At 53.5% G+C, this 25,300-nt stretch carries 26 protein-coding genes; 6 read left to right on the top strand and 20 right to left on the bottom strand.

Going from position 1 to position 25,300, the window contains the following annotated elements; all coding sequences use genetic code 11:
• Window positions 1–26 precede the first annotated feature (26 nt).
• The 14 genes from RCCS2_RS02210 to RCCS2_RS02145 all read right to left on the bottom strand — a co-directional run bounded on the left by RCCS2_RS02210 (window position 27) and on the right by RCCS2_RS02145 (window position 13,290).
• Window positions 27–812 carry an NAD(P)-dependent oxidoreductase gene (locus tag RCCS2_RS02210; RefSeq protein ID WP_008230976.1) on the bottom strand — a complete coding sequence of 262 codons (786 nt, stop codon included), beginning with the start codon at window positions 810–812 and terminating at the stop codon, window positions 27–29.
• 70 nt (window positions 813–882) lie between these two features.
• On the bottom strand, window positions 883–2,193 hold the full coding sequence (locus RCCS2_RS02205) for an ATPase (RefSeq protein WP_037293050.1): 1,311 nt from the start codon (window positions 2,191–2,193) through the stop codon (window positions 883–885).
• Between the two features lie 125 nt (window positions 2,194–2,318).
• Window positions 2,319–2,810, bottom strand: coding sequence for a prepilin peptidase (locus RCCS2_RS02200; protein ID WP_008230972.1), 492 nt, complete (start codon window positions 2,808–2,810; stop codon window positions 2,319–2,321).
• A gap of 5 nt (window positions 2,811–2,815) precedes the next feature.
• Window positions 2,816–3,670, bottom strand: coding sequence for a tetratricopeptide repeat protein (locus RCCS2_RS02195; protein ID WP_008230971.1), 855 nt, complete (start codon window positions 3,668–3,670; stop codon window positions 2,816–2,818).
• A gap of 27 nt (window positions 3,671–3,697) precedes the next feature.
• Window positions 3,698–4,258 carry a tetratricopeptide repeat protein gene (locus RCCS2_RS02190; RefSeq protein ID WP_008230969.1) on the bottom strand — a complete coding sequence of 187 codons (561 nt, stop codon included), beginning with the start codon at window positions 4,256–4,258 and terminating at the stop codon, window positions 3,698–3,700.
• On the bottom strand, window positions 4,258–5,223 hold the full coding sequence (locus tag RCCS2_RS02185) for a type II secretion system F family protein (protein WP_008230968.1): 966 nt from the start codon (window positions 5,221–5,223) through the stop codon (window positions 4,258–4,260). The genes RCCS2_RS02190 and RCCS2_RS02185 overlap by 1 nt, the downstream gene beginning before the upstream one ends.
• Window positions 5,224–5,232: 9 nt before the next feature.
• The gene (locus tag RCCS2_RS02180) at window positions 5,233–6,198 is read right to left on the bottom strand and encodes a type II secretion system F family protein (protein WP_008230967.1); all 966 of its coding nucleotides are present in this window, start codon (window positions 6,196–6,198) and stop codon (window positions 5,233–5,235) included.
• Between the two features lie 5 nt (window positions 6,199–6,203).
• On the bottom strand, window positions 6,204–7,664 hold the full coding sequence (locus tag RCCS2_RS02175; RefSeq protein WP_008230966.1) for a CpaF family protein: 1,461 nt from the start codon (window positions 7,662–7,664) through the stop codon (window positions 6,204–6,206).
• A gap of 11 nt (window positions 7,665–7,675) precedes the next feature.
• A complete protein-coding gene (locus tag RCCS2_RS02170; protein WP_037293410.1) occupies window positions 7,676–8,920 on the bottom strand; it encodes an AAA family ATPase in 1,245 nt (414 codons plus the stop codon).
• Between the two features lie 243 nt (window positions 8,921–9,163).
• Window positions 9,164–9,814, bottom strand: a complete 651-nt coding sequence (locus tag RCCS2_RS02165; RefSeq protein WP_008230964.1) for an OmpA family protein — start codon at window positions 9,812–9,814, stop codon at window positions 9,164–9,166.
• A 15-nt stretch (window positions 9,815–9,829) separates the two neighbouring features.
• Complete coding sequence (locus RCCS2_RS02160; protein ID WP_008230963.1) at window positions 9,830–11,260, bottom strand: type II and III secretion system protein family protein; 1,431 nt, start codon at window positions 11,258–11,260, stop codon at window positions 9,830–9,832.
• A 224-nt stretch (window positions 11,261–11,484) separates the two neighbouring features.
• Window positions 11,485–12,297: a Flp pilus assembly protein CpaB gene (cpaB, locus tag RCCS2_RS02155; protein ID WP_037293049.1), complete on the bottom strand. Its 813-nt coding sequence runs from the start codon at window positions 12,295–12,297 to the stop codon at window positions 11,485–11,487.
• Window positions 12,298–12,735: 438 nt separating this feature from the next.
• Window positions 12,736–12,969, bottom strand: coding sequence for a hypothetical protein (locus tag RCCS2_RS02150; protein WP_232204223.1), 234 nt, complete (start codon window positions 12,967–12,969; stop codon window positions 12,736–12,738).
• Between the two features lie 132 nt (window positions 12,970–13,101).
• Window positions 13,102–13,290: a Flp family type IVb pilin gene (locus RCCS2_RS02145; RefSeq protein ID WP_037293047.1), complete on the bottom strand. Its 189-nt coding sequence runs from the start codon at window positions 13,288–13,290 to the stop codon at window positions 13,102–13,104.
• Between the two features lie 352 nt (window positions 13,291–13,642).
• On the opposite strand from RCCS2_RS02145, the gene RCCS2_RS02140 reads away from it, so the two are divergent.
• Window positions 13,643–14,476 carry a lytic transglycosylase domain-containing protein gene (locus tag RCCS2_RS02140; protein WP_050770767.1) on the top strand — a complete coding sequence of 278 codons (834 nt, stop codon included), beginning with the start codon at window positions 13,643–13,645 and terminating at the stop codon, window positions 14,474–14,476.
• On the opposite strand, the gene RCCS2_RS02135 is transcribed toward RCCS2_RS02140, so the two are convergent.
• From RCCS2_RS02135 to tldD, 6 genes are all read right to left on the bottom strand, one after another.
• A complete protein-coding gene (locus tag RCCS2_RS02135) occupies window positions 14,473–14,745 on the bottom strand; it encodes a GNAT family N-acetyltransferase (protein WP_008230955.1) in 273 nt (90 codons plus the stop codon). The genes RCCS2_RS02140 and RCCS2_RS02135 overlap by 4 nt on opposite strands.
• Before the next feature lie 10 nt (window positions 14,746–14,755).
• Complete coding sequence (locus RCCS2_RS02130) at window positions 14,756–15,379, bottom strand: 3-oxoacid CoA-transferase subunit B (protein ID WP_008230953.1); 624 nt, start codon at window positions 15,377–15,379, stop codon at window positions 14,756–14,758.
• A 3-nt stretch (window positions 15,380–15,382) separates the two neighbouring features.
• Window positions 15,383–16,078, bottom strand: coding sequence for a CoA transferase subunit A (locus RCCS2_RS02125; RefSeq protein WP_008230949.1), 696 nt, complete (start codon window positions 16,076–16,078; stop codon window positions 15,383–15,385).
• An 83-nt stretch (window positions 16,079–16,161) separates the two neighbouring features.
• Window positions 16,162–18,762 (bottom strand): type I DNA topoisomerase, encoded by a 2,601-nt coding sequence (gene topA, locus RCCS2_RS02120; protein ID WP_008230948.1) that lies wholly within the window; start codon window positions 18,760–18,762, stop codon window positions 16,162–16,164.
• 106 nt (window positions 18,763–18,868) lie between these two features.
• Window positions 18,869–20,008, bottom strand: a complete 1,140-nt coding sequence (dprA, locus tag RCCS2_RS02115; RefSeq protein ID WP_008230946.1) for a DNA-processing protein DprA — start codon at window positions 20,006–20,008, stop codon at window positions 18,869–18,871.
• A gap of 188 nt (window positions 20,009–20,196) precedes the next feature.
• On the bottom strand, window positions 20,197–21,618 hold the full coding sequence (gene tldD / locus RCCS2_RS02110; protein ID WP_037293407.1) for a metalloprotease TldD: 1,422 nt from the start codon (window positions 21,616–21,618) through the stop codon (window positions 20,197–20,199).
• Window positions 21,619–21,801: 183 nt separating this feature from the next.
• Between tldD and coxB the strand changes: the two genes are divergently transcribed.
• The 5 genes from coxB (at window position 21,802) to RCCS2_RS02085 (ending at window position 25,277) form a co-directional block, all read left to right on the top strand.
• Window positions 21,802–22,626, top strand: coding sequence for a cytochrome c oxidase subunit II (gene coxB, locus RCCS2_RS02105; RefSeq protein ID WP_008230943.1), 825 nt, complete (start codon window positions 21,802–21,804; stop codon window positions 22,624–22,626).
• Window positions 22,627–22,700: 74 nt separating this feature from the next.
• Complete coding sequence (gene cyoE / locus RCCS2_RS02100; protein WP_008230942.1) at window positions 22,701–23,633, top strand: heme o synthase; 933 nt, start codon at window positions 22,701–22,703, stop codon at window positions 23,631–23,633.
• A complete protein-coding gene (locus RCCS2_RS02095) occupies window positions 23,633–23,836 on the top strand; it encodes a hypothetical protein (protein WP_008230941.1) in 204 nt (67 codons plus the stop codon). Before cyoE ends, RCCS2_RS02095 begins: the two co-directional genes overlap by 1 nt.
• On the top strand, window positions 23,833–24,447 hold the full coding sequence (locus RCCS2_RS02090; RefSeq protein ID WP_008230940.1) for a cytochrome c oxidase assembly protein: 615 nt from the start codon (window positions 23,833–23,835) through the stop codon (window positions 24,445–24,447). Before RCCS2_RS02095 ends, RCCS2_RS02090 begins: the two co-directional genes overlap by 4 nt.
• A gap of 26 nt (window positions 24,448–24,473) precedes the next feature.
• Window positions 24,474–25,277, top strand: coding sequence for a cytochrome c oxidase subunit 3 (locus RCCS2_RS02085; RefSeq protein WP_037293041.1), 804 nt, complete (start codon window positions 24,474–24,476; stop codon window positions 25,275–25,277).
• Window positions 25,278–25,300 lie beyond the last annotated feature (23 nt).

The raw sequence follows: 25,300 nt of genomic DNA, 5'->3' as shown, positions 1-25,300 counted from the left end.
TAAGTGCGGATGCGTCAAGACGCACCTTACGCTTTGCGCCGTGGTTGCAGATTACGAATGGCGGTTTGCACGGCCAATGGCAGTGCCATCGCATCATCAGGCGCAATATCAAGGGCGGAAGCTACGTCTTTTACCAAGATACCGATGGTATTGTCGGGGTCATAGCCGTCACGTGCGAATTCGATTTCGTCAAACCCGGACGCCAGCCAGTTCTGCCCGGATGCGGTATGGATCAAGGCAAGCAGCTTGCCCTCTTCAACGCCTGCTGCATCGGCCCAGTCCAGAACAAGACGTGTCATTGCGGTGTTTGAGGCGGCCAAAAGATTGTTCAGTACCTTGGCTGTCATGCCAGCGCCAAAATCCCCCATATGATGAATGGTGTCGCCCATTGACTGCAATAGCGGGGTGACCTTATTGGCCGGGCCCCCGGTCATGAAGGTTAATGTACCGGCATCCGCTTTGATTTGTGCGCCTGACATTGGCGCATCAATCAGGTTAATCTGATCTGGCACGCGATTCCGTAAGCCTTTGACATATTTGGGAGAAAGCGTTGAGCTGACAACGATCCGTTGAAGTGTTGAAGCGTTGGCGACGACAGCTTGGTCATCAAAAAGTAGTGCATCTGTTTCAGCGGTATCGCGCACGACGGTAATCAGCGTTGTCAGCCCATCGACAAATGCACTTACATCGTTCCCCACACCTTGCAGCGGTCGCACATCGAAACCACGCGCATCAAATCCCGCCTTTTGCAGGTTTCGCAACATCCCCATGCCCATGCGGCCACAACCCGCGACGCCAATGATATCCGCCATCAATCCCTCCAACGAAAAAGGCTTCCCGCAGCGTAGAGGGAAGCCTTTGTATTGGAAATGTCGAAAGCGATTAGTGAATGATGTCTTCTTCTTTAACGAACATGTTGGCCCATGCCCGGTCGATCAGATCGGGTGACATCTGGTACGGAATACCTTCAAATTCGCAGATTGAAATCATCTGGTCGATCAGGAAGATCGGCTGATAGTTCGCATAGACATTGTCGATCTCAGGGTAGCGGACGTTCAGCAGGTGAACGAGCGTATCTTCATCCAAGGGCATCTTACGCTTGCGCGCGACCATCGCGAAAATTTTAAGGAAGTCTTCCTGATTGGGACCATCGATCTTGATCTTGTAAAAGATACGACGCAGCGCCGCTTTATCGAAGATCGCGTTGGGGTGGAAGTTGGTCGAAAAGACAACAAGCGTGTCGAACGGCACTTCGAATTTTTCACCCGATTGCAGGGCTAGAATATCCTTGTTTTCTTCCAGTGGCACAATCCAACGGTTCACAAGGGTCTGCGGCGGTTCTTGCTGACGACCAAGGTCATCCACGATGAAGATGCCGCCGGTGGATTTCAGCTGCAATGGCGCCTGATAGGTTCGTGCCGTCGGGTTATAAACAAGGTCAAGCATCGACAGCGACAATTCACCACCGGTAATCACAGTCGGACGCTCACAACGCACATAGCGCGTGTCAAAGCGGCCAGAGGTGCGGCGCAGGCTGTTGGGGTCATCCACATCATTCTCTGCCGCGCTGTGCACGATGGGGTCATAGACGGTGATCACCTGACCGGAATATTCGATAGCGCGGGGGACATAGATTTTATCGCCCAAAGCATCGCGGATCCCGTTTGAAATAGAGGATTTACCGTTACCGGGTGGGCCGTACATCAGGATCGAACGACCTGCACTGACCGCAGGGCCAAGGTTGCCAAGCAGATCATCAGGCAAGATCAAGTGACCCATCGCTGTTTGCAGTTGATCACGGGTCAATTGGATATTGCGGATCGACTGGCGTTGGATTTGCTGACGGTAGATATCAAGTGGAACCGGCATCGCGCCGTAGTATTCAGACTGGCCCAGGGCATCCAGCGCGCGGGCGCGGCCTGCATCGGTCAGCTGATAGCCCATTTCATTGCCGCTGTTGGCGTTCAATGTACCGGTCGCTTCCAACAGAAGCTGACCGCGTGCCATATCAACCAGTTCTTGGGTAACCGGGATGGGCAAACAGATTGCGCGGCTGATGGTGGATACCAGATCAAGGTTCATGCGGAACATGGTTTTGATCAAAATATCCCGCATCATGGCAATCGGCAAAAGCATGCCTTCGATGCTGCGCGGCGCAGGAGGCGCCATTACACTGGATGTTTGCACGTTCATATCAGATCCCGCTTTTACAAATAACACCATGGCCGTAGACTCGACCGTGGTCTCGATAAACATTAACAGTAACTATGGCAAAATAGTGAACAAAGATGTGCCTGTCCAAGGCATTGACCACTTGCTTAAAGGTAAACGGCCGCAGCCACTAGATATAGTAGCAAAGTCATGCTGAGCGGGAAGCCTTTTGGGAAATACCATCCGGCATTCCAGCTTTTCCATTCGCTGACCGGGCGTTTCAGCGGGGTCAGACGAAAAAGGGTATGCACAATCAATGCCGCGATCAGGCTTGCCGCAAAGATGCGCAGAATAAATTCGATATCCGCCATGACGAAAAAGGGGGCCATGGCAGCAATCAATTTGGCATCACCACCGCCCATGAACCGCAAAGCCCACAGCGCCATGCAAACAACAAGCGCTATGGGAAAATGCAGCCACTGCCAAAAATACATTCCCCACCCAAAAGCAAATGGACCCAGCACACCATAAACAACCATCACCACGATCACCGACTTGTTGGTGATCTTCATATCGCGCATGTCGTTCCAAGAAATGAACAGCGTGATCGGGATGATGGCTGGCAGGAACCAGTACGCGGCCTCTGCGGTGATACCCATTGTGTTTAGTTCACAGCATTATTTTCGAGTGCTTCGAGCGCGCGCACGGCTTCCTCAAAATACCGTGGATGCGTCGTGATCGCATCGTTCAACAGCGACTTGCCGATCGTCACATCGTTTTGCTTGATCGCGGCAAGGGCCATTGTGTGCATCAACTGCGCCCGCTCAACTTGCGTCATCGGAACCACCGGGATCGTGTAGTTGCGCTGTGCACCGCGGGCCAGAACGAGGTTGTTCTTGGCCGTGAACATATTGCTGTTGAAACGCAGTGCATCAGTAAACATCCGCTCTGCCTCGCCATATTCGCCACGGGTCAGTTTGGAAAAACCCCAGTTGTTATAGACTGTGGCAGGACGTGTGGTTAGGCCAACGGCGGTTTCATAGAAACTGTCCGCTTTGTCCCACTGCTGACGGCTGTCAGCGACCATGGCCTCTAGCCGGTAACGTTTGAACGTCTCATGTGTGGGGGGGATAGTGTTCAGTGTTGCGGCCGCGTCATCCCATGCATTGGCCCGGATAAAGGCATCAGCCAGATCCACACGATCAGAATTGGTGGATTCTTCGTTGGCCACCACTACCTGCCATGCTGCGACGGCATCACTTGCGCGTTTTGCGCGAACCAGTGACTTGGCCAGACCGCGCTGCAAATCAATGCGTCCGGGATCATTGGCGTTGGCGTTTGCAAAGTAGCGCACTGCCTCATCAGGATCGCCGACGGTCAACATCACGTCATTGAGGTTGGTTTCATCCACGACGTTGATGTCTTGCAGGGCGCGTTCAACCTCTGCTTCGCCGGATTGTTCACACGCAGACAGGCCAATGGCCGCCGCGCAAAGCGTCAGAATAATTGGGTGGCGCATGTTTCTGCGTCCTTTTGCTGCTCTTGCCTATAGGTCCGACATCAATACAAAATCGCCTGCACCGCGCCGGATCAGATTGAAATTCTGATTTTCCTGTATCGCATTATTGCCCGGATTTTCTAATTTTGCGAGCGCTAAGCGCAAATTGTCGCGGATTTCGTCCGAATTTCCGTTATCTGCGGCAAATGCGCGTCGAAAAACCTCACTCGCTTCGCCGATTTCGCCGCGTTCCATCAAAATCACGCCCAGATTGTTCCATGCTGGCGGAAATGTGGGGTCTTCCTCAACCGCCATCCGCAACCAACGTTCCGCCTGACCAAGCCGACCAAGGTTCAGATTGGCAGATCCAATCGCTGACATCGTATCAACATTCAGGCCCTGTGCGGCGGCGGCCCTGTTGTAGGCTTTGAGCGCCAGTTCATATTCGCCGGCAGCCATCAGGCGATGCCCAACAATCAGCCCATCTGCGCCCGCACCGCTTGCAACGCCGGGCGCAAAGACCCCATCCGAAGAACGATTAAGGCCGCCCGATGTGCAGGCGGCCAAAGAAACCATGAATAGGCCAATGAAGGCAGACTTGATCATCATTAACCCAGGCTAGTGACAATCGCGTAGATGGATGGACCGATCAGCATGGCCATCAACGGCGGCACTGTGAGCATCATTGTGGCCAGCGTCATCTTTGTTGGTAGTTTGTTTGCCTTTTCTTCAGCGCGCATCACCCGCTTGTCGCGCATCTCAGCAGAGTAGACCCGCAGCGCATCAGCAATTGACGTACCAAATTGCGATGACTGCACAAGGACGGTTACAAAGCTTGCGATGTCTGGCACACCACACCGGTCGGACATGTCTTTAAGAACAGTGTTCTTGTCCTTACCGGCTTTCGCTTCTTGGCTGACAATTTCGAATTCCTCAGCAAGTTCTGGGAAACCTGATTTTAGCTCCCTTGCCACACGGATGATTGACTGGTCGAGTGATTGACCAGCCTCAACGCAGACCAGCATCATATCAAGGCTGTCCGGGAACGCATTTTCGATCGCTTCTTGGCGCATCTGCTGGCGTCGTGTGACCCAGTACTTTGGCAGCAAGTAACCAGCACCACCGGGTATCATGATCCACATCACCAGTTGCTGCGTTGTAACCTCGACCGTGCCGGACATCTGGATTAAAGAGTAAGCACCACCACACAAAAGTCCAAAGATACCCAAGGCGAATTGCATAAAGTTATAAATGCGCACAGCGTTAGTGCTGCGGTAACCCGCCTGCAACAGCTTCAGCTTAACGGCGGAATATTCCTCTGCGTTCTGTGGCTCAAGGAAGTTCGAATACTTTTCAAGTTTGTCTTTACCCGCTGCGGACCGCAACTTTTTGTCTTTGGACTTGTCGCCCTTTGTTCCGCTGTTTGCCGCCTTGATCTTATCAAGCGGGTCGACTTCCTTTTTCAGCAGCACGGGCAGCGTGATCAGGATAAGAAATACGCCAAGCAGGCCAACGATCATGAGCGGCCCAAAAGGCCCCAACACGTCGGTAATCATTGTTTGAATATTTTCCATTTCGTCCCCCTAGACCTTGATATCAACCAAGGCACGCATCACCAGCAGGTTCACAACCAAAAATGCGACAACAATCAGAACCGCCGGAATAAACAGCGGGCTTTCCATGACATCATCATAATAGTCTGGCTTCACCAAATTGATACCCATCAGCGCAAAGATGGGGAATGCAGACAAAAGATTGCCTGACCATTTCGCTTCTGCTGTAATCGCCGCAACCCGGCGGAACAGACGGAAACGGGCACGGATCACCTTGGCCAGACCATCAAGGATTTCGGCAAGGTTACCACCTGACGTTTGCTGAATGGTCACAGCAACAGCCAAAAAGCGCATGTCCTGGTTATCCAAGCGCTCTGCCATAGACTTGAGCGTTTCACCCATGTCGCGACCATAAGCAGCTTCGTCCGAAATCATCCCAATCTCTGTTCCCAGTGGGTCGGGGACCTCACGCGCAACGATTGCGATAGCGGATGAAAACGGATGGCCAACACGCAATGATCGGACCATCAATTCAACGGCCTCTGGCAACTGTTCGGCCAACATATTCATGCGTTTCTTGGCTTTGCCATTCACCCAGACATAGATGCCACCAACGCCCATCAACACAGCAACAAGAATGCGGATTGGAACACCCACACCGGTTAGTATGGTCAACAGCCCAAATGAAACACCGCTCAGGACGAACATCATGATGATCAACTGAATAGGGGTGAATACAATGTTCGCTTTTTGCGCCCGATCAGCCAACAAAGCATAGATCGGAATGCTTTGTGACTTCATATGCTGCGTCATCTCCTTGCGGAGTTGATCAAGCACCTGTTCACGGCTACCGCCCTTGTCAAGCATATCAAGACGGCGGTTTACCTTACCATCCATGCTGATAGATTTGCCAAAGATCACAAGATAGGCACCCTGAACCAGCGCCAGAACGGCGACAAAGATCAGGACATAAATGAGTGGTTCAACTGAAATCATGTCGTTTACTCCGCGACCATCGGTTCAAAGATGGCAGGTGGCAGATCATAACCCCAAAGCTTGAACCGCTCTGAGAAGTGGCTTCGCACACCGGTCGCTGTGAAGTGACCGATAATCTTGTTGTCAGGCGTCAGGCCGACGCGCTGATAGCGAAAGATTTCCTGCATCGAAATAACGTCGCCTTCCATGCCGGTGATTTCTGTGATCGACGTCATGCGGCGCGAACCATCTTGCAAGCGTGATGCCTGCACGATGAGGTTCACAGCAGAAGAAATTTGGCTTCGCATCGCTTTGATCGGCATCTCAATGCCGGCCATCGCGATCATATTTTCCAAACGCGAAACACCGTCTCGTGCGCTGTTGGCGTGAATCGTAGTCATTGATCCGTCGTGACCTGTGTTCATGGCCTGCAACATGTCGATAACCTCTTCGCCACGCGTTTCACCCACAATAATGCGGTCAGGGCGCATACGCAGTGCGTTTTTCAGGCAATCACGCTGTGAAACACCGCCGCGGCCTTCGACGTTTGGTGGGCGACTTTCCATTCGGCCAACGTGTGTCTGTTGCAGTTGAAGTTCCGCTGTATCCTCAATCGTCAGGATGCGTTCATCATCGTCGATGAAGCCCGATAGCGCGTTAAGCGTGGTTGTCTTACCAGAACCTGTACCACCGGATACAATCACGTTCAGCCGCGTTGACACGGCAGCTTGTAAATAGGCAGCCATTTCCTCGGTGAAGGCACCGAATTTGACCAGTTCCTCGATACCAAGCTTGTCTTTTTTGAACTTACGAATAGAAACTAGTGATCCGTCCACCGCAATGGGTGGCACCATGGCGTTGAAACGCGAACCATCGGCCAAACGGGCATCAACATATGGGTTGGATTCGTCAACACGACGTCCAACCGCCGAAACAATCTTGTCGATGATGCGTAAAAGGTGACGTTCGTCCTTGAACGTAATGTCTGTCAGTTCAAGGTTACCGTCGCGTTCCACAAAAATCTGCTGCGGCCCGTTCACCAAAATATCGTTGACGGTGTCATCTTTCAGCAGAGTTTCAAGCGGGCCCAGACCTGTCACTTCGAAGAACAGATCCTGGCTTAGAGTCTGACGCTCATCGCGGTTCAGCACGATACCCATATCTTCAAGGGTTTCGTTAGCAATTGCATTGATCTCAGTGCGCAATTCTTGCTCGGACGCAGTGTCGAGGGCAGCAAGGTTGAGATTGTCGAGCAACGCTTTGTGCAATTCCAGCTTGATCTCGCCCAACCGTTCTTTACGGCGCTTGTCTTTGTCCATCGGTGCAACCTCACCAGGACGCCGCGCCGGTGCGGTCTTTATAAGCGGCTGGCGCGTTTCCTCTGGTTTGGCTGCCGCAACGACGGCCGCATCAATTTTAGAGGAAGCAGCCGACGCTGGTTTGCCTGCGTCGCCAGGGAGGGATGGTTTTTTGTATTTTGAAAACATTGCGTTACCTCTTAAGCTCTTGCTTCGGCAGCATCAGCTTCGTTCACTTCATGAATAGATTTCGCAAGTTTCAGGATCTCCTTGCGAAGTGCATTTTTGGCAATCGTCTCGGCCAGTGGGGCGCCGTGATCCGTGGCTTGCATGACGGGTTTGCCGCCATCAGGCAGTTGAACTTCAATCGAGATGCCCAAATTGTCAGACAGACGTTTTACGCGGCTTTTCCCGTTCATATCTGTAAATCCAGGCGCACGGTTCAGAACAAACCGGATTTTCTCAAACGGTAAGTCTTCGGATTGCAGCGCGCGCTTCAGGCGCAGCGTATTTTGCGCAGAGCGCATATCCAGTTCAATCATTGCAAAATAGACGTGAGCCATCTCAAGGACAGTCTGCGACCATTCAACCATAGTCGAGGGCATATCGATGATTACATAGTCAAAATGGCTACTTGCCATCTCGATCAAGCGGCCAATGTCTTCCGGTGTGATCATATCCAATGGAATCATGTCCATCGGCGCCGTCAAAACATGCAACTTATCACCAAACGTAAGCATGGCCTGCATGAACGATTCGGCGTCCATTGTGGCTGTATCTGTCAACAGCTCCAAAACCGCTTCGCGGCGTGGAAGGTCAAGATAGGTTGAAGCCGACCCAAACTGAAAGTCCAGATCAAGCAAACAAACCTTTGCTGGTTCTTCACCCTCAATATTCGCCAATTCCCAAGCGAGGTTGACTGCCATCATCGATGCGCCTGTACCACCCGCGAGACCATGCACAGGAATAATCACGCCTGAACGATCACCAGTTGTTTTGAAACTCTTTTCGCCGCTTTGTGGCGCTTGAGGATCTTCTTTCGTCAGAACACGTTCAATCGCGCGGGCGAGCTCGTTTTCTGGCAAGGGATAGGGGACAAATTCGTCGCCGCCTTCGCGCAAAAGCTGGTGAAGCGCCGTCGGGCTTACGTCCTCGGCAATCAAAATAACCTTGATTTGGGCCTCTTTCGCAGCGCTGATAACGCCTGAGATGCCGGCAAGATTGTCTTCATCTTCAGCATCCATCGCAATGGTGACAAATTGCAGGCTTTTTGCGTCGGGCTGGCCCAAAAATGCAGCTGCATCGTCAAAGCCCAAATCACCCCAGGCATCACCCAAGGCGGCTTCCATGTCTTCGATCAGAAGGTCAAAATTCTGCACATCACGGCTGATCGTGCATGCGACAATCTGTGGAGGATCGCTCTGGACGACCGGGCTTGTATTCATGTCTTTGATGTCCCCATCACGGTAATTATATTCAATGTTTGCCACGGATAAAGGCAAGCCTAGCATAACACACTGGTTTGCCCACATCCCTGCGGCAAGTTACGCGTCTGATCTCAACATTACTGGGAATTTTGTCGATAATAGGACCAAATCAGAGCTACTGTGCAGATACTTGCTACGATTTGCCATTGTTTGGTCGTAAGTTGACGCCGGACCCAAAGATCCGGCGTCAAAAGGACAGTATTAACCGCCGAATTCGCCTGCTGACGTTGTGACCTGTTGTGACGCACTTTGCACATAGTCACGGAAGATGATCTCGGCATATTTTCCGTTCAACACCAACGGATCGCTCTCAACAAACCCGGTGACCTCGGTCACTGTACGGCGGTTGCGACGTTCGCGACCGTCGGTTACAACAAGCGGCTGTGTCTCACCAAAGGAAACGACCGCTTCTAGTCGATTGCGATTGATGCCTTGCGAGGCCAAGAACGCAACAGCTGCTTGTGCACGGCGCAGGCCGAGCGAACGGTTGTAGCCTTGGCTACCGACCAAGTCAGTATGACCGTAGACCTTGAAGCGCACTTCAGGGAACTGTCGGATCCAATCCGCCTGCCTCATCAGCGTGCTGCGCGCATCCGCGTCAAGCACTGTGGAATTGAAAGCGAAGTTAACCGTCGTGTTCACTTCTGCTGCAAAACGACGCGCTAGGTTAATGGTATAATCCTGTGCACCGGTCTGTACGAGGCGGTTGTTCATCGTGGCTTCGCCAAAATCACCCGCATCGAGGGCTGACCCAGCTTCTGTAAAGAAAGAAGCTGTACCAACTTGCCGATCCGCTGACGAACAGGCGCTAAGTGTTGCGGCTGCAATGGCCGCTGTGATTACATATTTCATCGACTTACGCTCCAATCATTCGTCAAGGACATAGCCATAGGACCCGCTAAAGTCCTGGCGTGCCACTTCGCCTGCACCACCGCTAGATGGGCCACCTTCGTTCGCTACCTGGCCAAACAAGAACAAGCCTTGCTCGGTTGGTGGACGTACCCGGTCTGTTGGCAATGCCAGTGCTTCGCCACGTGTCGGTGACACAAGGTGCGGCGTAACAATAATGACCAGCTCTGTTTGACGACGCGCATATTCTGCACTGCGGAACAAGGCCCCGAGGACTGGGATATCACCAACCCAAGGCAACTGGCCATTCAGGTCGGTAAAGTCGTCAGACAACAGGCCTGCGATCGCAAAGCTTTCACCATCACGCATCTCAACCGTGGTTGAAGTTTCGCGACGTGTAAACGCGTCGACCGAGAAACCATTGGCTTGGAAACCATTGGATGGGTCAATCGCTGATACAGCTGCTGACAGTTCCAAATTGATGATGTCGTGATCAACAACGCGTGGAACAAAGCTCAACTCGACACCAAAAGGTCTGAACTCAACCGAAATTGTACCGCCGTCGTTGGCTGTAGGTACTGGATATTCACCACCCGCGAGGAAGGTTGCTTCCTGACCGCTGAGTGCAGTCAAATTCGGTTCTGCCAAAGACCGTACAACACCACGTGTTTCCAGCGCTTCGAGCAAAATGCCTACTTCTAGACCACCTGCGCCAAATCCAAACAGAACCGCGCCGTTGTTGGCGTTAGATCCTGGAACTGAACCAGATAGCGCGCCATTGATTGCAGACTGACCAATAGTTCGGTTCGTACCGCCTGTGATGCTGACGTCATCGTCAAAACCAAGACCGCTTAATGCGACCGAAGTTGATAATGCTTTACTGACAGACCGCTGCATCTCTGCGAAACGAACTTTCAGCATAACCTGCTGTGTGCCACCAACCATCATTAGGTTGGACACACGTTCTGGTGCGTACCGTTCGGCCAAATCAAGCGCGCGATCAAGTCGTGCGATTGAGCTGACTGTACCGGACAACACAATACCATCGTTGGCTGTACGGACTTCGATGTTTTCACCGGGCAAAATCTGCGTCAGACGCTCTTTGAATTCTGCCATATCGGGGGATACATGAATTTCCACGTTCGTAATCAAACGACCGTTTTCGCCAAGCAAGGTCAGTGTCGTACGACCGGGCTCTTTACCCAAAACATAGATTGTACGATCCGACAAAGACGAAATGTCCGCAATGCCAGGGTTCGCGATAGATAGTTCGGTAAAGGGCACATCGCTCTCCACCACAACGGCCCGACTCATCGGAACGCTCAGTGCACTGGACGCCGCACCGCGCAAGACGCGCAGTGTTTCGGCCGGTGCGATACTAGGTGCTGCCGCTGTAAGCGACAACGTTAAGCCAGCAATAGCTGCCTTTAAGAATTTGTCATATTTCATAAGTGACCTGCCTCTCCGATCACGCCTCGTTTTAACGGGTCTTCCCGCCCATGATTGGATGACCATGGGACAGTTCCAGATTTATTGCAAGAATCAAGGCTTTGCACGACATAGCGAATGTGGATAAAACGCAACACTCGCAATTCTGTGTGTGAAGATGTTGCGCCACACACAAGATTTAGCGTGGCGCAAGAGTGTTTTGAGATTTCAAAAAGTCAGGGCGGTTAGTTAGCGCACTCGACCTCAACCTGTAGACGCTCAGTCCCGCTGCGCTGCGTCACAAAGCAACGTTCCGGAGCGGCTTCTTCTACCGTCTCTTCTACCACTGGGGCGACAATACCAAGTACGTCGCGAATGTTGGTCTCAATGGTCAGGTCACCTGCCTCGAGGTCATCGCGACCAACTGGTGTCAGGGAAAGCGATCCCGCTGCACTCAGAACCTGAAGGTCAGCGAAGTCTTCCTGCGACACCTGAATGACAACGCTCGGTTCCAAGGAAATGATTTCCATGCGGCTTTTGACTAGGCGGGAGCTGCTTGGACCATTACCCACTCTACCGATCCAATAAAGATCAATCAGGTCCGTCGGGCGAAGCTCGCTGGCGAACGCCCGTGTTATGCTGTCGGGCAAAGGAAAAGCGCGCATGCCCGAATCCAACAATGCAGTGATCCCTTGCGGCGCACCCGCTTCTGTTACTTTGGCGGTCAAAATCGGCTCGTTCACTTGCATCGGCAAACGCACAACGCGCGGAGTGTTCAAACCTTCCGGGAAAAGCTCTTCCTCAGTGGCGAACACGCCTTCTGGCAAGTGATCGCGGGCGTATTTGATGATTTGTACATCGTCTGCCGTCAACAGTTCACCATAAGTAAGGTCTCGTGATGGGGCGTAGATGTCGACAGTGCGAATGGCTGTAGCCGAACGCTGACGTTCTTGCTCCAACGCGGAAGCTTGCGTATCCATATACTGATTGACCATGTACACGGCAAAACCTGCCAGTCCCATGCCGACCAAAAGTACCAATCCAAAAACTGCTCGCATTCGTAGGCCTCTGCAATTCGGGCCATCCAGTCGGATGGCCTATTTGTTTATGATCCGCGGTCGCATTGATGACCGCAGAGCGATGTAAAGCACATGCATGTACATCTTTACGCTTACACATGATATAAAGAAGTTAAACAATTTTTGAAGCGTTGAATAAAGCCATCACTTTACGCCGTGGCGGTCTGTTGCCTTATATCGGTAGTAACAGACAGGCATGAGTTTTTATGCACCGTTCAACACAAGCTATTTCTGCAAATAAGCCCAGGATAGGGCCGCCATCAACAACAAATGGTTACATTTATGCGCGCATAGCAGTTTTTGGGGGCAGTTTGGGTGGTCTTTAAAGATTGGTCTGCTCTATCTCTAGAATACAGCGGTTGTATCAAGATCAAGTGCATTGCTTCTGGGGCAATGGGTTAAAACCCAATCTACATATCAGCAGGAACCGTTGGAGCACTGATCCTGCATGAAGGTCGAGATGTTATTACTTATTCTTACCGGTTCTTCGGCAAATGTTCCAACTACAATCGCGCCTAAAAGACAGATCGCAGCGGTCAACACAACAAAGTCGACAGTGACGGCACCTTCATCATCCGCGAGAAAAGTAGCAATTAATCTTCTCATGCCTGTCTCACTTTCTCTTATGATGAAACTTGTTTGCCGCGACATGCAAATTGCCTGTGGCGGTAGTTCAGCATCTGCTCGTGTACAAAGCACTCTTAGATTTGCGATGCGCTATTTGTGCAAGTAGCGCCACCAACAAGCGGCGCTACTTTGTATCAAGTGAACAACGTCAGCTTATTAGCAGTTGCCGCCGGAACACTGAGCTTTCAGATCTTTTTCGATGTCGTTTGCCAGATCAGTAGCACCTTGGCTGACTGCGCTGCCTACGGCCAGGCCGAGTACAACGATTGCAGCTGTCAGAACAACGAAGTCAACTGTTACGGCACCGTCTTCGTCGTTACGGAAGTTTTTGATAAAGTTAAGCATTTCATTCCCTCCTCAGGGTATTGCAGGTTTTGTTTCGTTCCGCGCCGGCATCAATTTGATTGGTACGCTAACGCGAACGCCGTCTTGGATGCAGACATATAGCCAGTTGATTGGGGCGGGAGTTTGGCATCAAACGGTTTTTTTCGCCTCAAATAACAAAACTCGGATGATGTAGCGTAAGTCATTGTTTTTAAATGAAAGAAATATTCATCTCCGGTTCATCTCTTGCGGTTTCCGTTGCCAAAATGCTCTCAATCCGCATGGAATCGCAGGAATTGTTCTTTAGAAACTGGCATTTGGGCGATTTTCTGCCATTTTAACATGAACAAACAAGCCACGAGCAGGCAAGAACATGAGTCGTAGATTAACAGGCATACTTATGGCGGGTGCAGTCTTATGCGCGTCGCCGGTATTGGCAGAAGTCGAAAGACTACAACCTGACTTTACCTTCAAACGGGTCCCGGTGCCGTCAGAAAGTGACAGCAATCGCATCACCGTGCAGATTGATCCCAACGCCCCCCGGCGTGGTCCGGTTTATGCGGACCCAGAACCGGAACCCGCGGCAGCCGCCGCAGTGGCCTTGCCACAACCCTCGGGGCTAGAGTGGTTCTGGACAACCGTACCTTCACAGCTGACAGCGCAGGGCGCATCGCGGTTCCAAAAGGCGATGGCGCAGCTGAACGATCCGCCATCCGGTCAAGGCGTCTTTGCGCCCCGGCTACAGGCCTTGCAGAACATCGCAAATGCACATGGTCGCAGCATCCTTATTGAAACAGTTGGCACATCGGTGTCGCCTGCTTTGGTTCTTGCGGTCATCTCCGTTGAAAGCGCTGGACGCATTGACGCGGTAAGCTCGGCTGGGGCGGAAGGACTTATGCAGCTGATGCCTGCGACTGCTGCGCGCTTTGGCGTCACTAACAGCACAGATCCCGCGCAGAACATCAAAGGTGGCGTGGCTTATCTGGAATGGTTGCTTGATCATTTCGATAATGACGCGGTACTGGCGCTTGCAGGGTATAACGCTGGCGAAGGCAATGTGCGTCGGCACGAAGGTGTGCCACCCTTCCGTGAAACCCGCGCCTATGTTCCAAAGGTTCTTGCCGCATGGCAGGTCGCCAAAGGCTTGTGCCAAACGCCACCTGAATTAATTACGGATGCTTGTGTCTTTAACGTGAACGGCAGCTAGACCGAAAACGCATCGGCCCATTCTGGGTGTTTGCGGCGCTGTGCATTTACGAAGGGGCAAAGCGGAACAATCTGAAAGCCCTCACTGCGCGCATCCGCGATCATCTCGCGTAACATGATCAGACCAATCCCTTCGCCCTCATGGCCGGGGGCGACTTGTGTATGATCCGCAATCACAAGCTTTGCGGACATGATTGAAAAGGTCAGCTCACTCTGGCCTGAGGCATGTACTATATAATAGCGACCTTTTTTGTCGCCCTTTTCGCGCATGACAGACAAATCAGACAATAGCGGCTTCCGTGGCAGCACGCAGGTCGTCCTCGGTGACACCCTCTGCGGTTTCGACGATCTTTAAACCGCCCTCTACAACATCAAGAACACCCAGATTGGTGATAATCCGGTCGACAACAGCTTTACCGGTCAGCGGCAGCGTGCATTCTTTCAGCACTTTGCTGACGCCGTGTTTGTTGGTGTGATCCATCACAACAACAACGCGACCAACACCAGCAACCAAATCCATGGCGCCACCCATACCTTTGACCAGCTTGCCGGGGATCATCCAGTTCGCCAGATCGCCGTTTTCAGCCACTTCCATCGCGCCCAAGATCGCCATTGCAATTTTGCCGCCGCGGATCATGCCAAAGGATTGCGCGCTATCAAAGTACGCGGTTTGGGGCAGTTCAGTGATCGTCTGCTTGCCTGCATTAATCAGATCAGCGTCTTCTTCACCCTCAATCGGGAAGGGGCCCATGCCCAACATGCCGTTTTCGGATTGCAGGGTCACTTCGATTCCATCTGGAATATAATTGGACACGAGGGTCGGAATGCCGATCCCCAGGTTGACGTACCAGCCGTCTTGCAGTTCCTGCGCGGCGCGGGCGGCCATTTGATTGCGATCCCACATGCTTCATGCGCTCCTTACTGTACGTTGCTCGATCCGCTTTTCATGCTCGCCTTGGATCAGGCGGTGCACATAAATGCCGGGCAGGTGAATGCTGTCAGGATCAAGCGAACCGGTTGGCACAATTTCTTCCACCTCGACGACACAGGTTTTACCACACATCGCGGCAGGCGGATTAAAGTTGCGGGCTGTCTTGCGGAACACAAGGTTGCCGGTTTCATCTGCTTTCCAAGCTTTGACGATGGATAGATCGGCAAAAATGCCCTCTTCCATGATGCATGTCTCGCCGTTGAAGTCTTTGTGCTCTTTGCCATCGGCGATCACGGTGCCCACACCGGTCTTTGTATAAAAACCGGGAATGCCGCAGCCACCGGCGCGCATGCGCTCTGCCAAGGTGCCTTGCGGGTTAAACTCCAACTCCAACTCACCTGACAAATACTGGCGCATAAACTCAGCATTCTCACCCACGTAAGAGCTGATCATCTTTTTGACCTGCCGGGTTTGCAGTAGAATGCCGATGCCAAAATCATCGACACCCGCATTGTTTGACGCAAACGTCAGATCCTGCGTGCCAGCATCCTTAATCGCGTCAAGCAGCAATTCGGGAATACCACATAGGCCAAAACCGCCAGCCGCAATAAACATGCCATCATGCAAAAGCCCATCAAGGGCAGCGGCCGCATTGGGGTAGATCTTTTTCATCAGCGAACTCTCCGGCGTGGTTTGGGCATGTTGTGCCGCCCACGCCGAAAAGAGTCAATAAATTGCCGCGATGCAGAAAGGGGTCAGCTCGCCTTCTTCGCTGCGGGCTTTTTCTTAGCGGCTGTTTTCTTTTTCGCAGGCGCCTTTTTGCGGGCAGGTTTCTTCTTGCCTGCTTTCTCGGCCCGTTCATCAATCAGATGCACAGCCTGCGCCATCGTCAGTTCGGACGGTTCTATCGTGTCCGGGATCGTCGCATTGATCTTTTCCCACTTCACATAGGGTCCATATTTGCCATCAAAGATATTGACTGGGCCACCGGCCTCTGGATGTTCGCCCAACTCACGTACCGGCACGGCGGCCTTGCCGCGTTGACCACGCGACGCGACCTTTTCGGCCAGCAATTGTACGGCGCGGTTCATGCCAACGGTCCACACCTCATCAATGCTTTCCAAATTGGCGTTGGTGCCACCGCGATGCGATGTGCTTTCGGCGTGTTTCAGATACGGGCCATAGCGCCCAAGGTTCGCCCAAACGGCCACACCATCTTCGGGGTGCGGGCCCAATTCACGAGGCAGGGATAACAGCATCAGCGCTTGATCAAGCGTAACCTCTTCAGGTTCCCAACCATCGGGAATACTCTGGCGTTTCGGTTTCTTGTTGTCCTCGGTCACTTCACCCCGTTGGGCATAGGGGCCAAAGCGGCCCTTAAAGATGCGGATTTCGTCACCTTCATCCGTTCCCAGCAACTTGCCTTCGGGTGGAATGGCCGAAAGCTCTGCTTCTGGGTTGGGGGGGCCAAACGCGCGGGTGTAACGACATTCAGGATAGTTCGAACAGCCAATGAAAGCGCCACCGGACCGGGCGGTGCGCATTGACAAACGGCCAGCCCCGCAGTTGGGGCAAAGGCGCGGATCGCTGCCACCTTCGGTTGGCGGGAACAGATGTGGCTCCAGCACCTCGTTGATTTTTTCCAACACCTCGGTGATGCGCAAATCAGCGGTTTCGGCAATCGCGGCCGAAAAATCGCGCCAGAACTGGCCCAGTACCTTTTTATAGTCGGCATCACCTGCGCTGACTTCATCCAGTTGGTTTTCCAGATCGGCGGTAAAGTCATACCCAATGTATTTGCGGAAATAGTTGGTCAGGAACGCCGTGACCAACCGCCCCTTATCCTGTGGGATCAGGCGGTTCTTGTCCTTCTCGACATAGCCGCGGTCCTGAATGGTGGTCACAATCGAGGCATAGGTTGACGGGCGGCCAATGCCCAATTCTTCCATGCGCTTGACCAGCGTCGCCTCAGTGTAGCGCGGCGGTGGTTGGGTGAAATGCTGTTCGGGATTGACCGATTTCTTATCGGCCTTTTCGCCTTCGGTCAGTTGCGGCAGGCGCTTGTCATCATCGTCAACAACGCTGTCGTCCTTGCCTTCCTCGTAAATCGCGATAAAGCCGTCAAAGACCATGACTTGCCCGTTGGCGCGCAGCACGACCTGTTCATCGGCGCTGGTGATATCGACAACTGTGCGTTCCAGCTTGGCCGCAGCCATCTGGCTGGCCATGGTGCGTTTATAGATCAGATCATAAAGCTTGCGCTGATCGGCATCGGCAATCTTCGCGTCCTCGGTGCTGACCGACATCTCAGTTGGGCGGATGCATTCGTGGGCTTCCTGCGCGTTCTTCGCTTTGTTTTTATACATACGCGGCTGATCTGGCAGGTATTTGTCACCAAATTTTGCCTTGATCGCATCGCGCGCACCGGTCACGGCTTCGGGCGCCATATCAATGCCATCGGTCCGCATGTAAGTAATAAGGCCTGCCTCATAAAGGCGTTGTGCCACGCTCATCGTTTGCTTGGCACCCATGCCAAATTTGCGGCTGGCCTCCTGTTGCAGGGTCGATGTCATGAACGGCGGCGAAGGGTTGCGCGTGGCTGGTTTGGCCTCAACCGATTTGATCACCAAGTCACGCGAACTGATGGCCTGCACGGCCATTTCGGCCTGTGTTTCATTGCCAAGATCAAACTTATCCAGCTTCTTGCCAGCCAGTGTGGTCAGGCGGGCCTCGAATGTCTGACCGCGGGCCGATTGCAGCAGTGCCTTGACCGTCCAGTATTCCTGATTGCGGAACGCTTCGATTTCCATCTCGCGTTCAACGATGATGCGCAGGCAAACAGATTGGACGCGGCCAGCGGATTTTGCACCGGGCAGTTTACGCCACAGGACAGGTGACAGGTTGAAACCAACTAGGTAATCCAAAGCGCGGCGCGCCAGATAAGCCTCGACCAACGGTTCATCCACCTGACGCGGATTGGCCATTGCGTCTGTCACGGCTGACTTTGTAATGGCGTTGAAAACAACCCGGCTGACGGGGGTATCTTTCTTGATGGCCTTTTTGGCTGTCAACGCCTCGGTCAGGTGCCAGGAAATGGCTTCGCCTTCGCGGTCAGGGTCGGTTGCGAGGATCAGTTCGTTGTCGTTTTTCAGTGCGTCCACAATGGCCTTGATGTGCTTTTTGCTGTCTGACGCGATTTCCCATTTCATGTCAAAATCGTCGTCCGGCAGGACCGACCCGTCCTTTGGCGGCAGATCACGGACGTGGCCATAAGAGGCAAGAACAGTATAGTCACTGCCAAGATAACCGTTTATTTTCTTGGCCTTCGCGGGGGATTCGACAACGACAACGGGCATGAGAATCCTTTACGAAAAATGCGGTTCCTTAAGTTGGGCAAGATGTGGCGTCTGTTTGCCGAATGTCAATGAGGGGAAAAATCTTTGCGCAAAATTGCCCGATCTTTCAGACAACGCGCGCCAGCAGCCCACCGGACTGACGGGTGATTTTGCCTTCAAGTTCCAGATCAACAAGGACCGGTGCGATCTCGGTGGCGGCCACCTTGATGTCGCGCAGAAGTTGATCTTCCGCAATTGGTGCGCTGCCAAGGCGTGACAAAATTTCAGAGTGCAGGGCTGCAACATCGCGCAGGCTACGTGTCGCGGCGGTCGGGGTGGGTGTAGACAGATCAAGTTCGGGTGCCGCCGCAACTGCCGGGCGCACCGCATCAATCACGTCTTCTGCATTGCGCACCAGTGTCGCACCATCGCGGATCAACATATTGCAACCCCAAGCGCGTGCATCAAAGGGATGGCCGGGCACCGCCAAGACGTCGCGCCCCTGATCAAGCGCATTACGCGCTGTGATCAGACTGCCGGACTTTCCTGCGGCTTCCACCACCACCACCGCACGCGAGAGGCCTGAGATTATTCTGTTACGTGCTGGGAAATGCCGTGCTTGCGGTTGCAGCCCCATCGGCATCTCAGAAAGGCGCAGTCCGCGTTTGGCGATATCGTGGGCAAGTTGTGTGTTTTCCGCCGGATAGATAATGTCGACACCACCGGCCATCACAGCGATCGTGCTGCCGGACAATGCGCCATGATGGGCCGCTGCATCAATCCCACGAGCGAGGCCTGACACGACGGCAAAGCCAGCCTCAGCCAGATCTGCGCCCAAGCGCTTTGCCATGCGTGTGCCCAGTGATGAGGCGTTGCGCGCGCCGACAAGTGCGATCATCGGCTTTTGCAGTAGCGCGACATTGCCAAGGGCCCAAAGCAAAGGTGGCGCGTCGCTGATATCATTTAATGCTGTGGGATATTCCGGTGATCCTTCGACCAGCAACTTGGCACCGGCGGCTTTGCCTGCTTTAAGTTCCGCCATCACAACGCCTTCAGGACAGATCGCGTAATCGGTGACACCTGCCGCTTTTGCCACGTCAGGCAAAGCGTTCAGGGCATCTGCCGCGCTGCCGTGTTCTGCCAGCAGCCGGCGATATGTTGCAACGCCAACCCGCCGCGATCGCAATAGGCGAAGGCGGTCAACCGCTTCGTCTTCCGTGGTGGGTAGGAGTGGGGGGTGATTGGAAGATAAATGTGTTTCGGCCATCCCGAACCTCCGCCATATTGCGTGATCACTCTAGCGCGATGGAAGTTAATGAGTTCTGAATCAATCTGGGACGAGTTTAGGCAAAACGCCCGTTTTCTAAGTTATTTACGGGCGCGGACCGGATCTATGCAGCGGCAATCACCGATGTCGCGCAGGTAGGTGGGCCTTTTCCAGCAAAACAGAATCACCTAAGCGGCGGCACCGCCAACCGTCAGGCCACCAATCAACAGGCTCGGTTGGCCGACGCCAACAGGCACCCACTGGCCTGCCTTGCCGCAATTGCCGATCCCCGGATCAAGTGCCAAGTCGTTGCCGATACCCCGAATTTGTTTGAGTGCTGTTGCCCCGTCACCAATCAATGTCGCCCCTTTCACAGGCGCACCCACCACACCGTCTTTCACGCGGTATGCCTCGGTGCAGCTAAAGACAAACTTACCGTTGGTGATATCAACTTGGCCGCCGCCAAAGCCAACCGCATAAATGCCGTCCTTAAGGTCGGCGATCAATGCTTCGGGTGCGGCATCGCCTGCCAGCATATATGTGTTTGTCATCCGTGGCATTGGCGCGTGGGCAAAGCTTTCGCGGCGTCCATTACCGGTTGGCGCGACCCCCATCAGGCGCGCATTTTGGCGGTCTTGCATATAGCCCACCAGAACGCCGTCCTCGATCAAGGTATTCTTGGCGCTGGGCGTGCCTTCATCGTCAATGGTGATGGATCCGCGCCGATCAGGGATTGTGCCGTCATCAAGTACGGTCACGCCTTTGGCGGCGATTTGCTGGCCCATCAGGCCTGCAAAGGCACTTGAACCTTTGCGGTTAAAATCACCCTCAAGCCCGTGCCCAATGGCTTCATGCAGCAAAATACCGGGCCATCCGGGGCCCAGAACCACATCCATGACGCCCGCAGGTGCAGGCTCTGCATCAAGGTTCACCAATGCGATGCGCAGGGCTTCGCGGGCGACCGGCTCCCAATGATCGCGACCAATCAGACCGATCAGGCCAGCACGGCCACCGCCGCCCATGCCACCGCTTTCGCGTTTGCAGTTTTCTTCAACGATAACGCTGATGTTCAGGCGTGACATCGGGCGCGTATCAGTGACCAACGTGCCTTCCGGGCGCAAGATCAGAACCTCTTGATGCGAAGCTGCAACCGTGGCCGATACCTGCACCACGCGCGGGTCAAGCGCGCGGGCAAATTCATCAATCTCACGGAGCAGGTCGATTTTGGCAGGAAATGTGGCTTGCAACATCGGGTCGTCATCAGGATAAAGCTTACGATTGGTCCCGGCAGGGGCATCCGCCATTGTCCCGCCACCGTCGCCCACGGCAAGGCGGGCGGTCGAAACAGCGCGTTTCAACGCATGTTCGTCAATGGTGGTGGAATGGGCGTATCCTGCCGTTTCACCACGCACCGCGCGCAGGCCAAACCCTTCGGACGCATCAAAGCTCGCGGTTTTGATGCGGCCATCATCGAATGAGATGACTTCGGACTTGCGGCGTTCCAGGAACAGTTCACCATCATCAGCACCAGCGGTCGCTTCGCGCAAGAGTGTCAGGGCTGTGTCCTGATCGAGATTGGTCTCAAACGGGCGAAACGGGTCTGCTGACATGAATTTTTCCTTGGGCACGGGTGAATTTTGTGACGTTAGCGTCTGTTTGACGCAATAGCAGTTCTTGAGTTGTTCATCAGGATATGGGACACGGTCCATCGAATACAATGGGATTCCGTCCAAAGCCGGAATGGAATCGCTAGGGATACGCCCCGCACAAGGGGCATCAAGATAGGGTATGATATGCGTTTAAACAGCATCGTCGCATCACTTTGGACCACAGCCGGTCTGATTATGGCGGGGTCCGCCGCAACAGCACAACAGATTGACCAAGAGCTTGAAATTGTCGGGCGTCCGGTTGATCGCGGCATGGGCTTTCAGCCCTCCGCGACAGAACTGGCGCGTGATGTGGTCTGGCTGGACAACATGCTGTTGGTGATCATTACCGCGATCACTTTGTTCGTGACCGGTCTGCTGGCATGGGTTGCGATCCGCTATAACCGGACCAGAAATCCAGAGCCTGCAACCTTTACCCACAACTCACCGCTTGAGGTGGCTTGGACAGTTGTACCGGTCGTGATCCTGGTCTTTATCGGCGCGTTTTCCCTGCCCGTACTGTTCAAACAGCAGGAAATTCCAGAAGCTGACATCACGATCAAGGTCACAGGGTATCAGTGGTACTGGGGCTATGAATACGTTGACCACGGTGTAGAGTTCGACAGCTATATGCTGGCGCGGGATGAGTTGGAAGAGAACGGCTATAGTCAGGAAGAATATTTGCTGGCCACCGACACGGCGGTCATTGTGCCAATCGGTGCGACCGTTGTGATGCAGGTGACGGCTGCGGATGTGATACATTCTTGGACCATTCCGGCATTTGGTGTGAAGCAAGATGCGGTTCCCGGTCGTTTGGCCGAACTGTGGTTCGCAGCAGAACGTGAAGGCATCTACTTTGGGCAATGTTCCGAACTTTGCGGCAAAGACCACGCCTATATGCCGATCACGGTCAAGGTTGTGAGCCAAGAGACATATGATGCATGGCTCGCTGAGGCGACTGGCACATCCTAAAGCGTAAGGTGGGTTAAGGCCCACCTTACATCAATAACGGTTCGACCACACCAGATGGGTTTTGAAGGTCCGGCATGAGCGATATCAGCGCATCAGATCAAAGTTATGAGACAAGCATGGGCGATTATTTTGCCCTGCTGAAACCACGCGTCATGTCGCTGGTTGTTTTCACGGCTTTGGTGGGGCTTTTGGTGGCGCCTGTGCCGGTTCATCCCTTTATTGGATTTGTCGCTATCTTGTGCATCGCTGTCGGCGCTGGTGCGTCTGGTGCGCTGAACATGTGGTGGGATGCCGATATTGACGCACGCATGAAGCGGACGGCGGGTCGCCCCATCCCGTCAGGCCGGGTTGAACCGGGCGAAGCGCTGGGCATCGGACTTGCCTTGTCAGGCTTTGCCATTGTTCTTCTGGCCCTTGCAACGAACTTCCTTGCTGCGTTTCTGCTCGCATTCACTATCTTCTTTTATGCTGTCATTTATTCCATGTGGCTCAAGCGGGCGACACCGCAGAACATCGTGATCGGCGGTGCCGCTGGCGCATTCCCTCCAATGATCGGTTGGGCGGTCGCCACCGGTGGGGTTGGCATCGAAAGTGTGCTGATGTTCGCGTTGATTTTCATGTGGACGCCGCCTCATTTCTGGGCGCTGGCGCTGTTTGTTAAATCGGACTACGGCAACGCAGGCGTGCCGATGTTGACCGAAACGCACGGGCGCGATGCGACACGCAAGCATATCATAATCTACACCCTTTTGCTGGTGCCGGTTGCGATCGGACTTGGGTTCACATCCATTGGTGGCCCCATATACATGGCCGTTGCCGTTTGGATGAACGCATGGTTCCTCAAGGGCGCGTATGACATCTGGCGCCGTACAGACGCGGATTGCGAGGCCGATAAGCACCGGGTCGAGATCAAGGTCTTTAAAGTATCGCTTTACTATCTGTTTGCGCATTTCGGTGCGCTGCTGCTGGAAGCGGCACTACGCCTTTACGGGATCGGGGGCTGGTGATGGCATTGCAAGTCGAACACGAACTTCATGAGCGGCGCAAAGGGCGCAACTATGGGCTTGGCCTGATCTTGGCCGGTTTTATCGCCATTATCTTTGGGTTGACGGTGGTAAAGGTTTTGCAGCTTGGCGATGCCGCACAATTTGAACGGTTTGACCACGTGGCACGACCACAGATCATCCCAGAAGAGGGGGCAGGCGAATGAAACTTTTTCCAAACCTTCAAGGACCGCAGCGGACAGTGGCGCAAACCGTGTCTGTCGTGATCCTTATGGGTGGGCTGGCTTGGGCGTCGGTCCCGTTTTATGACTGGTTCTGCCGCGTCACTGGCTTTGGCGGTGCGACCAATGTCGCTGAAACCGGCAGCGATGTGATCCTCGATGAAACGATCAAGGTCCGCTTTGATGCTTCGCTTGAGCGGGACATGCCATGGACCTTCAAACCTGAAGTCCGTGAAATGGAAATCCGGATCGGTGAAACCGGTTTGGCGTTCTATGAGGCGCATAATCCGCTGGATGTACCGATTGCGGGGCAGGCGGCCTATAACGTCACCCCTTACGAGGCCGGTGCTTTCTTCGATAAGATCGAGTGTTTCTGCTTTGTTGAGCAGGTACTGATGCCGGGCGAAACCGTGATGATGCCCGTCAGTTTCTTCGTGGATCCGGCTATCGTCGATGACCGTGAAGGGCAATATGTGCATACGATCACACTCAGCTACACCTTCTATGAAATTGACTTGCCAGACGAAGAAATCCAGGCATCTTACGTACCGCAAGCTTTGACACCGACGTCACAAGACGCCATACAAAATTACTAAAGACCAGCCGATAGGGAACGCACCACATGGCGCACGCTAAGAACCACGATTATCACATTCTGCCACCGTCAATCTGGCCGCTTATGGGTGGTGCGGGTGCGTTTTTCATGCTCTTCGGGGCGACCCTGTGGATGCATGGTTCTGGGCCATATATCTTCCTTATGGGTCTGGCCGCTGTGCTTTACGTCATGTTTGCCTGGTGGGCAGAGGTTGTGGCCGAAAGCAACGTCGGCGATCACACTCCGGTTGTGCGGATCGGCCTGCGCTATGGCTTTATCATGTTCATCATGTCCGAGGTCATGTTCTTTGCCGCTTGGTTCTGGTCGTTCTTCAAGCATACGATCTATCCAATGAGCGAATACGCTGGCACCACATATGTTGAGCCAACGTTCTATCAGGTTGACGCATTCCACCTGCCGCTGATCAACACGTTGGTCTTGCTGTGTTCCGGTATGGCGGTCACATGGGCGCACCATGCTTTGGTCCACGAAAACAATCGTAAAGACCTTCAAAACGGGCTGTTGCTGGCTGTTGTTCTTGGTATTCTGTTCACTGGTCTTCAGGCCTATGAATACTGGTATCTGCTGGTAGAGCAGGATTGGACATTCGGCGGCGACAAGTTTTTCTCGAACTTCTTCATGGCAACCGGGTTTCACGGTTTTCACGTGATCATCGGGACAATCTTCCTCTTTGTCTGCTATATGCGGGCAAAGGCTGGGCATTTCACGCCCGAAAAGCACGTCGGCTTTGAGGCCGCCGCTTGGTACTGGCACTTTGTCGATGTGGTTTGGCTGTTTTTGTTCTTCGCAGTCTACATCTGGGGTATCTAAGCGTTGTTCACGTAAGGTGGATC

The sequence above is a fragment of the Roseobacter sp. CCS2 genome, from assembly GCF_000169435.1.
Lineage (GTDB): Bacteria > Pseudomonadota > Alphaproteobacteria > Rhodobacterales > Rhodobacteraceae > Yoonia.
This window is presented reverse-complemented; position numbering and strand designations above follow the sequence as displayed.

Excerpts from the sequence above, each read along its gene's own strand:
- RCCS2_RS02210 (WP_008230976.1), bottom strand. The coding sequence starts at position 812 with ATGGCGGATATCATTGGCGTCGCGGGTTGTGGCCGCATGGGCATGGGG.
- RCCS2_RS02170 (WP_037293410.1), bottom strand. The coding sequence starts at position 8,920 with ATGAATACAAGCCCGGTCGTCCAGAGCGATCCTCCACAGATTGTCGCA.
- coxB (WP_008230943.1), top strand. The coding sequence starts at position 21,802 with ATGCGTTTAAACAGCATCGTCGCATCACTTTGGACCACAGCCGGTCTG.
- RCCS2_RS02185 (WP_008230968.1), bottom strand. The coding sequence starts at position 5,223 with ATGGAAAATATTCAAACAATGATTACCGACGTGTTGGGGCCTTTTGGG.
- RCCS2_RS02095 (WP_008230941.1), top strand. The coding sequence starts at position 23,633 with ATGGCATTGCAAGTCGAACACGAACTTCATGAGCGGCGCAAAGGGCGC.
- cpaB (WP_037293049.1), bottom strand. The coding sequence starts at position 12,297 with ATGCGAGCAGTTTTTGGATTGGTACTTTTGGTCGGCATGGGACTGGCA.
- RCCS2_RS02125 (WP_008230949.1), bottom strand. The coding sequence starts at position 16,078 with ATGAAAAAGATCTACCCCAATGCGGCCGCTGCCCTTGATGGGCTTTTG.
- RCCS2_RS02135 (WP_008230955.1), bottom strand. The coding sequence starts at position 14,745 with ATGCGCGAAAAGGGCGACAAAAAAGGTCGCTATTATATAGTACATGCC.
- RCCS2_RS02195 (WP_008230971.1), bottom strand. The coding sequence starts at position 3,670 with ATGCGCCACCCAATTATTCTGACGCTTTGCGCGGCGGCCATTGGCCTG.
- RCCS2_RS02180 (WP_008230967.1), bottom strand. The coding sequence starts at position 6,198 with ATGATTTCAGTTGAACCACTCATTTATGTCCTGATCTTTGTCGCCGTT.
- cyoE (WP_008230942.1), top strand. The coding sequence starts at position 22,701 with ATGAGCGATATCAGCGCATCAGATCAAAGTTATGAGACAAGCATGGGC.
- tldD (WP_037293407.1), bottom strand. The coding sequence starts at position 21,618 with ATGTCAGCAGACCCGTTTCGCCCGTTTGAGACCAATCTCGATCAGGAC.
- RCCS2_RS02145 (WP_037293047.1), bottom strand. The coding sequence starts at position 13,290 with ATGCTTAACTTTATCAAAAACTTCCGTAACGACGAAGACGGTGCCGTA.
- RCCS2_RS02130 (WP_008230953.1), bottom strand. The coding sequence starts at position 15,379 with ATGTGGGATCGCAATCAAATGGCCGCCCGCGCCGCGCAGGAACTGCAA.
- RCCS2_RS02165 (WP_008230964.1), bottom strand. The coding sequence starts at position 9,814 with ATGAAATATGTAATCACAGCGGCCATTGCAGCCGCAACACTTAGCGCC.
- RCCS2_RS02200 (WP_008230972.1), bottom strand. The coding sequence starts at position 2,810 with ATGGGTATCACCGCAGAGGCCGCGTACTGGTTCCTGCCAGCCATCATC.
- RCCS2_RS02140 (WP_050770767.1), top strand. The coding sequence starts at position 13,643 with ATGAGTCGTAGATTAACAGGCATACTTATGGCGGGTGCAGTCTTATGC.
- RCCS2_RS02090 (WP_008230940.1), top strand. The coding sequence starts at position 23,833 with ATGAAACTTTTTCCAAACCTTCAAGGACCGCAGCGGACAGTGGCGCAA.
- topA (WP_008230948.1), bottom strand. The coding sequence starts at position 18,762 with ATGCCCGTTGTCGTTGTCGAATCCCCCGCGAAGGCCAAGAAAATAAAC.
- dprA (WP_008230946.1), bottom strand. The coding sequence starts at position 20,008 with ATGGCCGAAACACATTTATCTTCCAATCACCCCCCACTCCTACCCACC.
- RCCS2_RS02205 (WP_037293050.1), bottom strand. The coding sequence starts at position 2,193 with ATGAACGTGCAAACATCCAGTGTAATGGCGCCTCCTGCGCCGCGCAGC.
- RCCS2_RS02150 (WP_232204223.1), bottom strand. The coding sequence starts at position 12,969 with ATGTCGCGGCAAACAAGTTTCATCATAAGAGAAAGTGAGACAGGCATG.
- RCCS2_RS02190 (WP_008230969.1), bottom strand. The coding sequence starts at position 4,258 with ATGATGATCAAGTCTGCCTTCATTGGCCTATTCATGGTTTCTTTGGCC.
- RCCS2_RS02085 (WP_037293041.1), top strand. The coding sequence starts at position 24,474 with ATGGCGCACGCTAAGAACCACGATTATCACATTCTGCCACCGTCAATC.
- RCCS2_RS02160 (WP_008230963.1), bottom strand. The coding sequence starts at position 11,260 with ATGAAATATGACAAATTCTTAAAGGCAGCTATTGCTGGCTTAACGTTG.
- RCCS2_RS02175 (WP_008230966.1), bottom strand. The coding sequence starts at position 7,664 with ATGTTTTCAAAATACAAAAAACCATCCCTCCCTGGCGACGCAGGCAAA.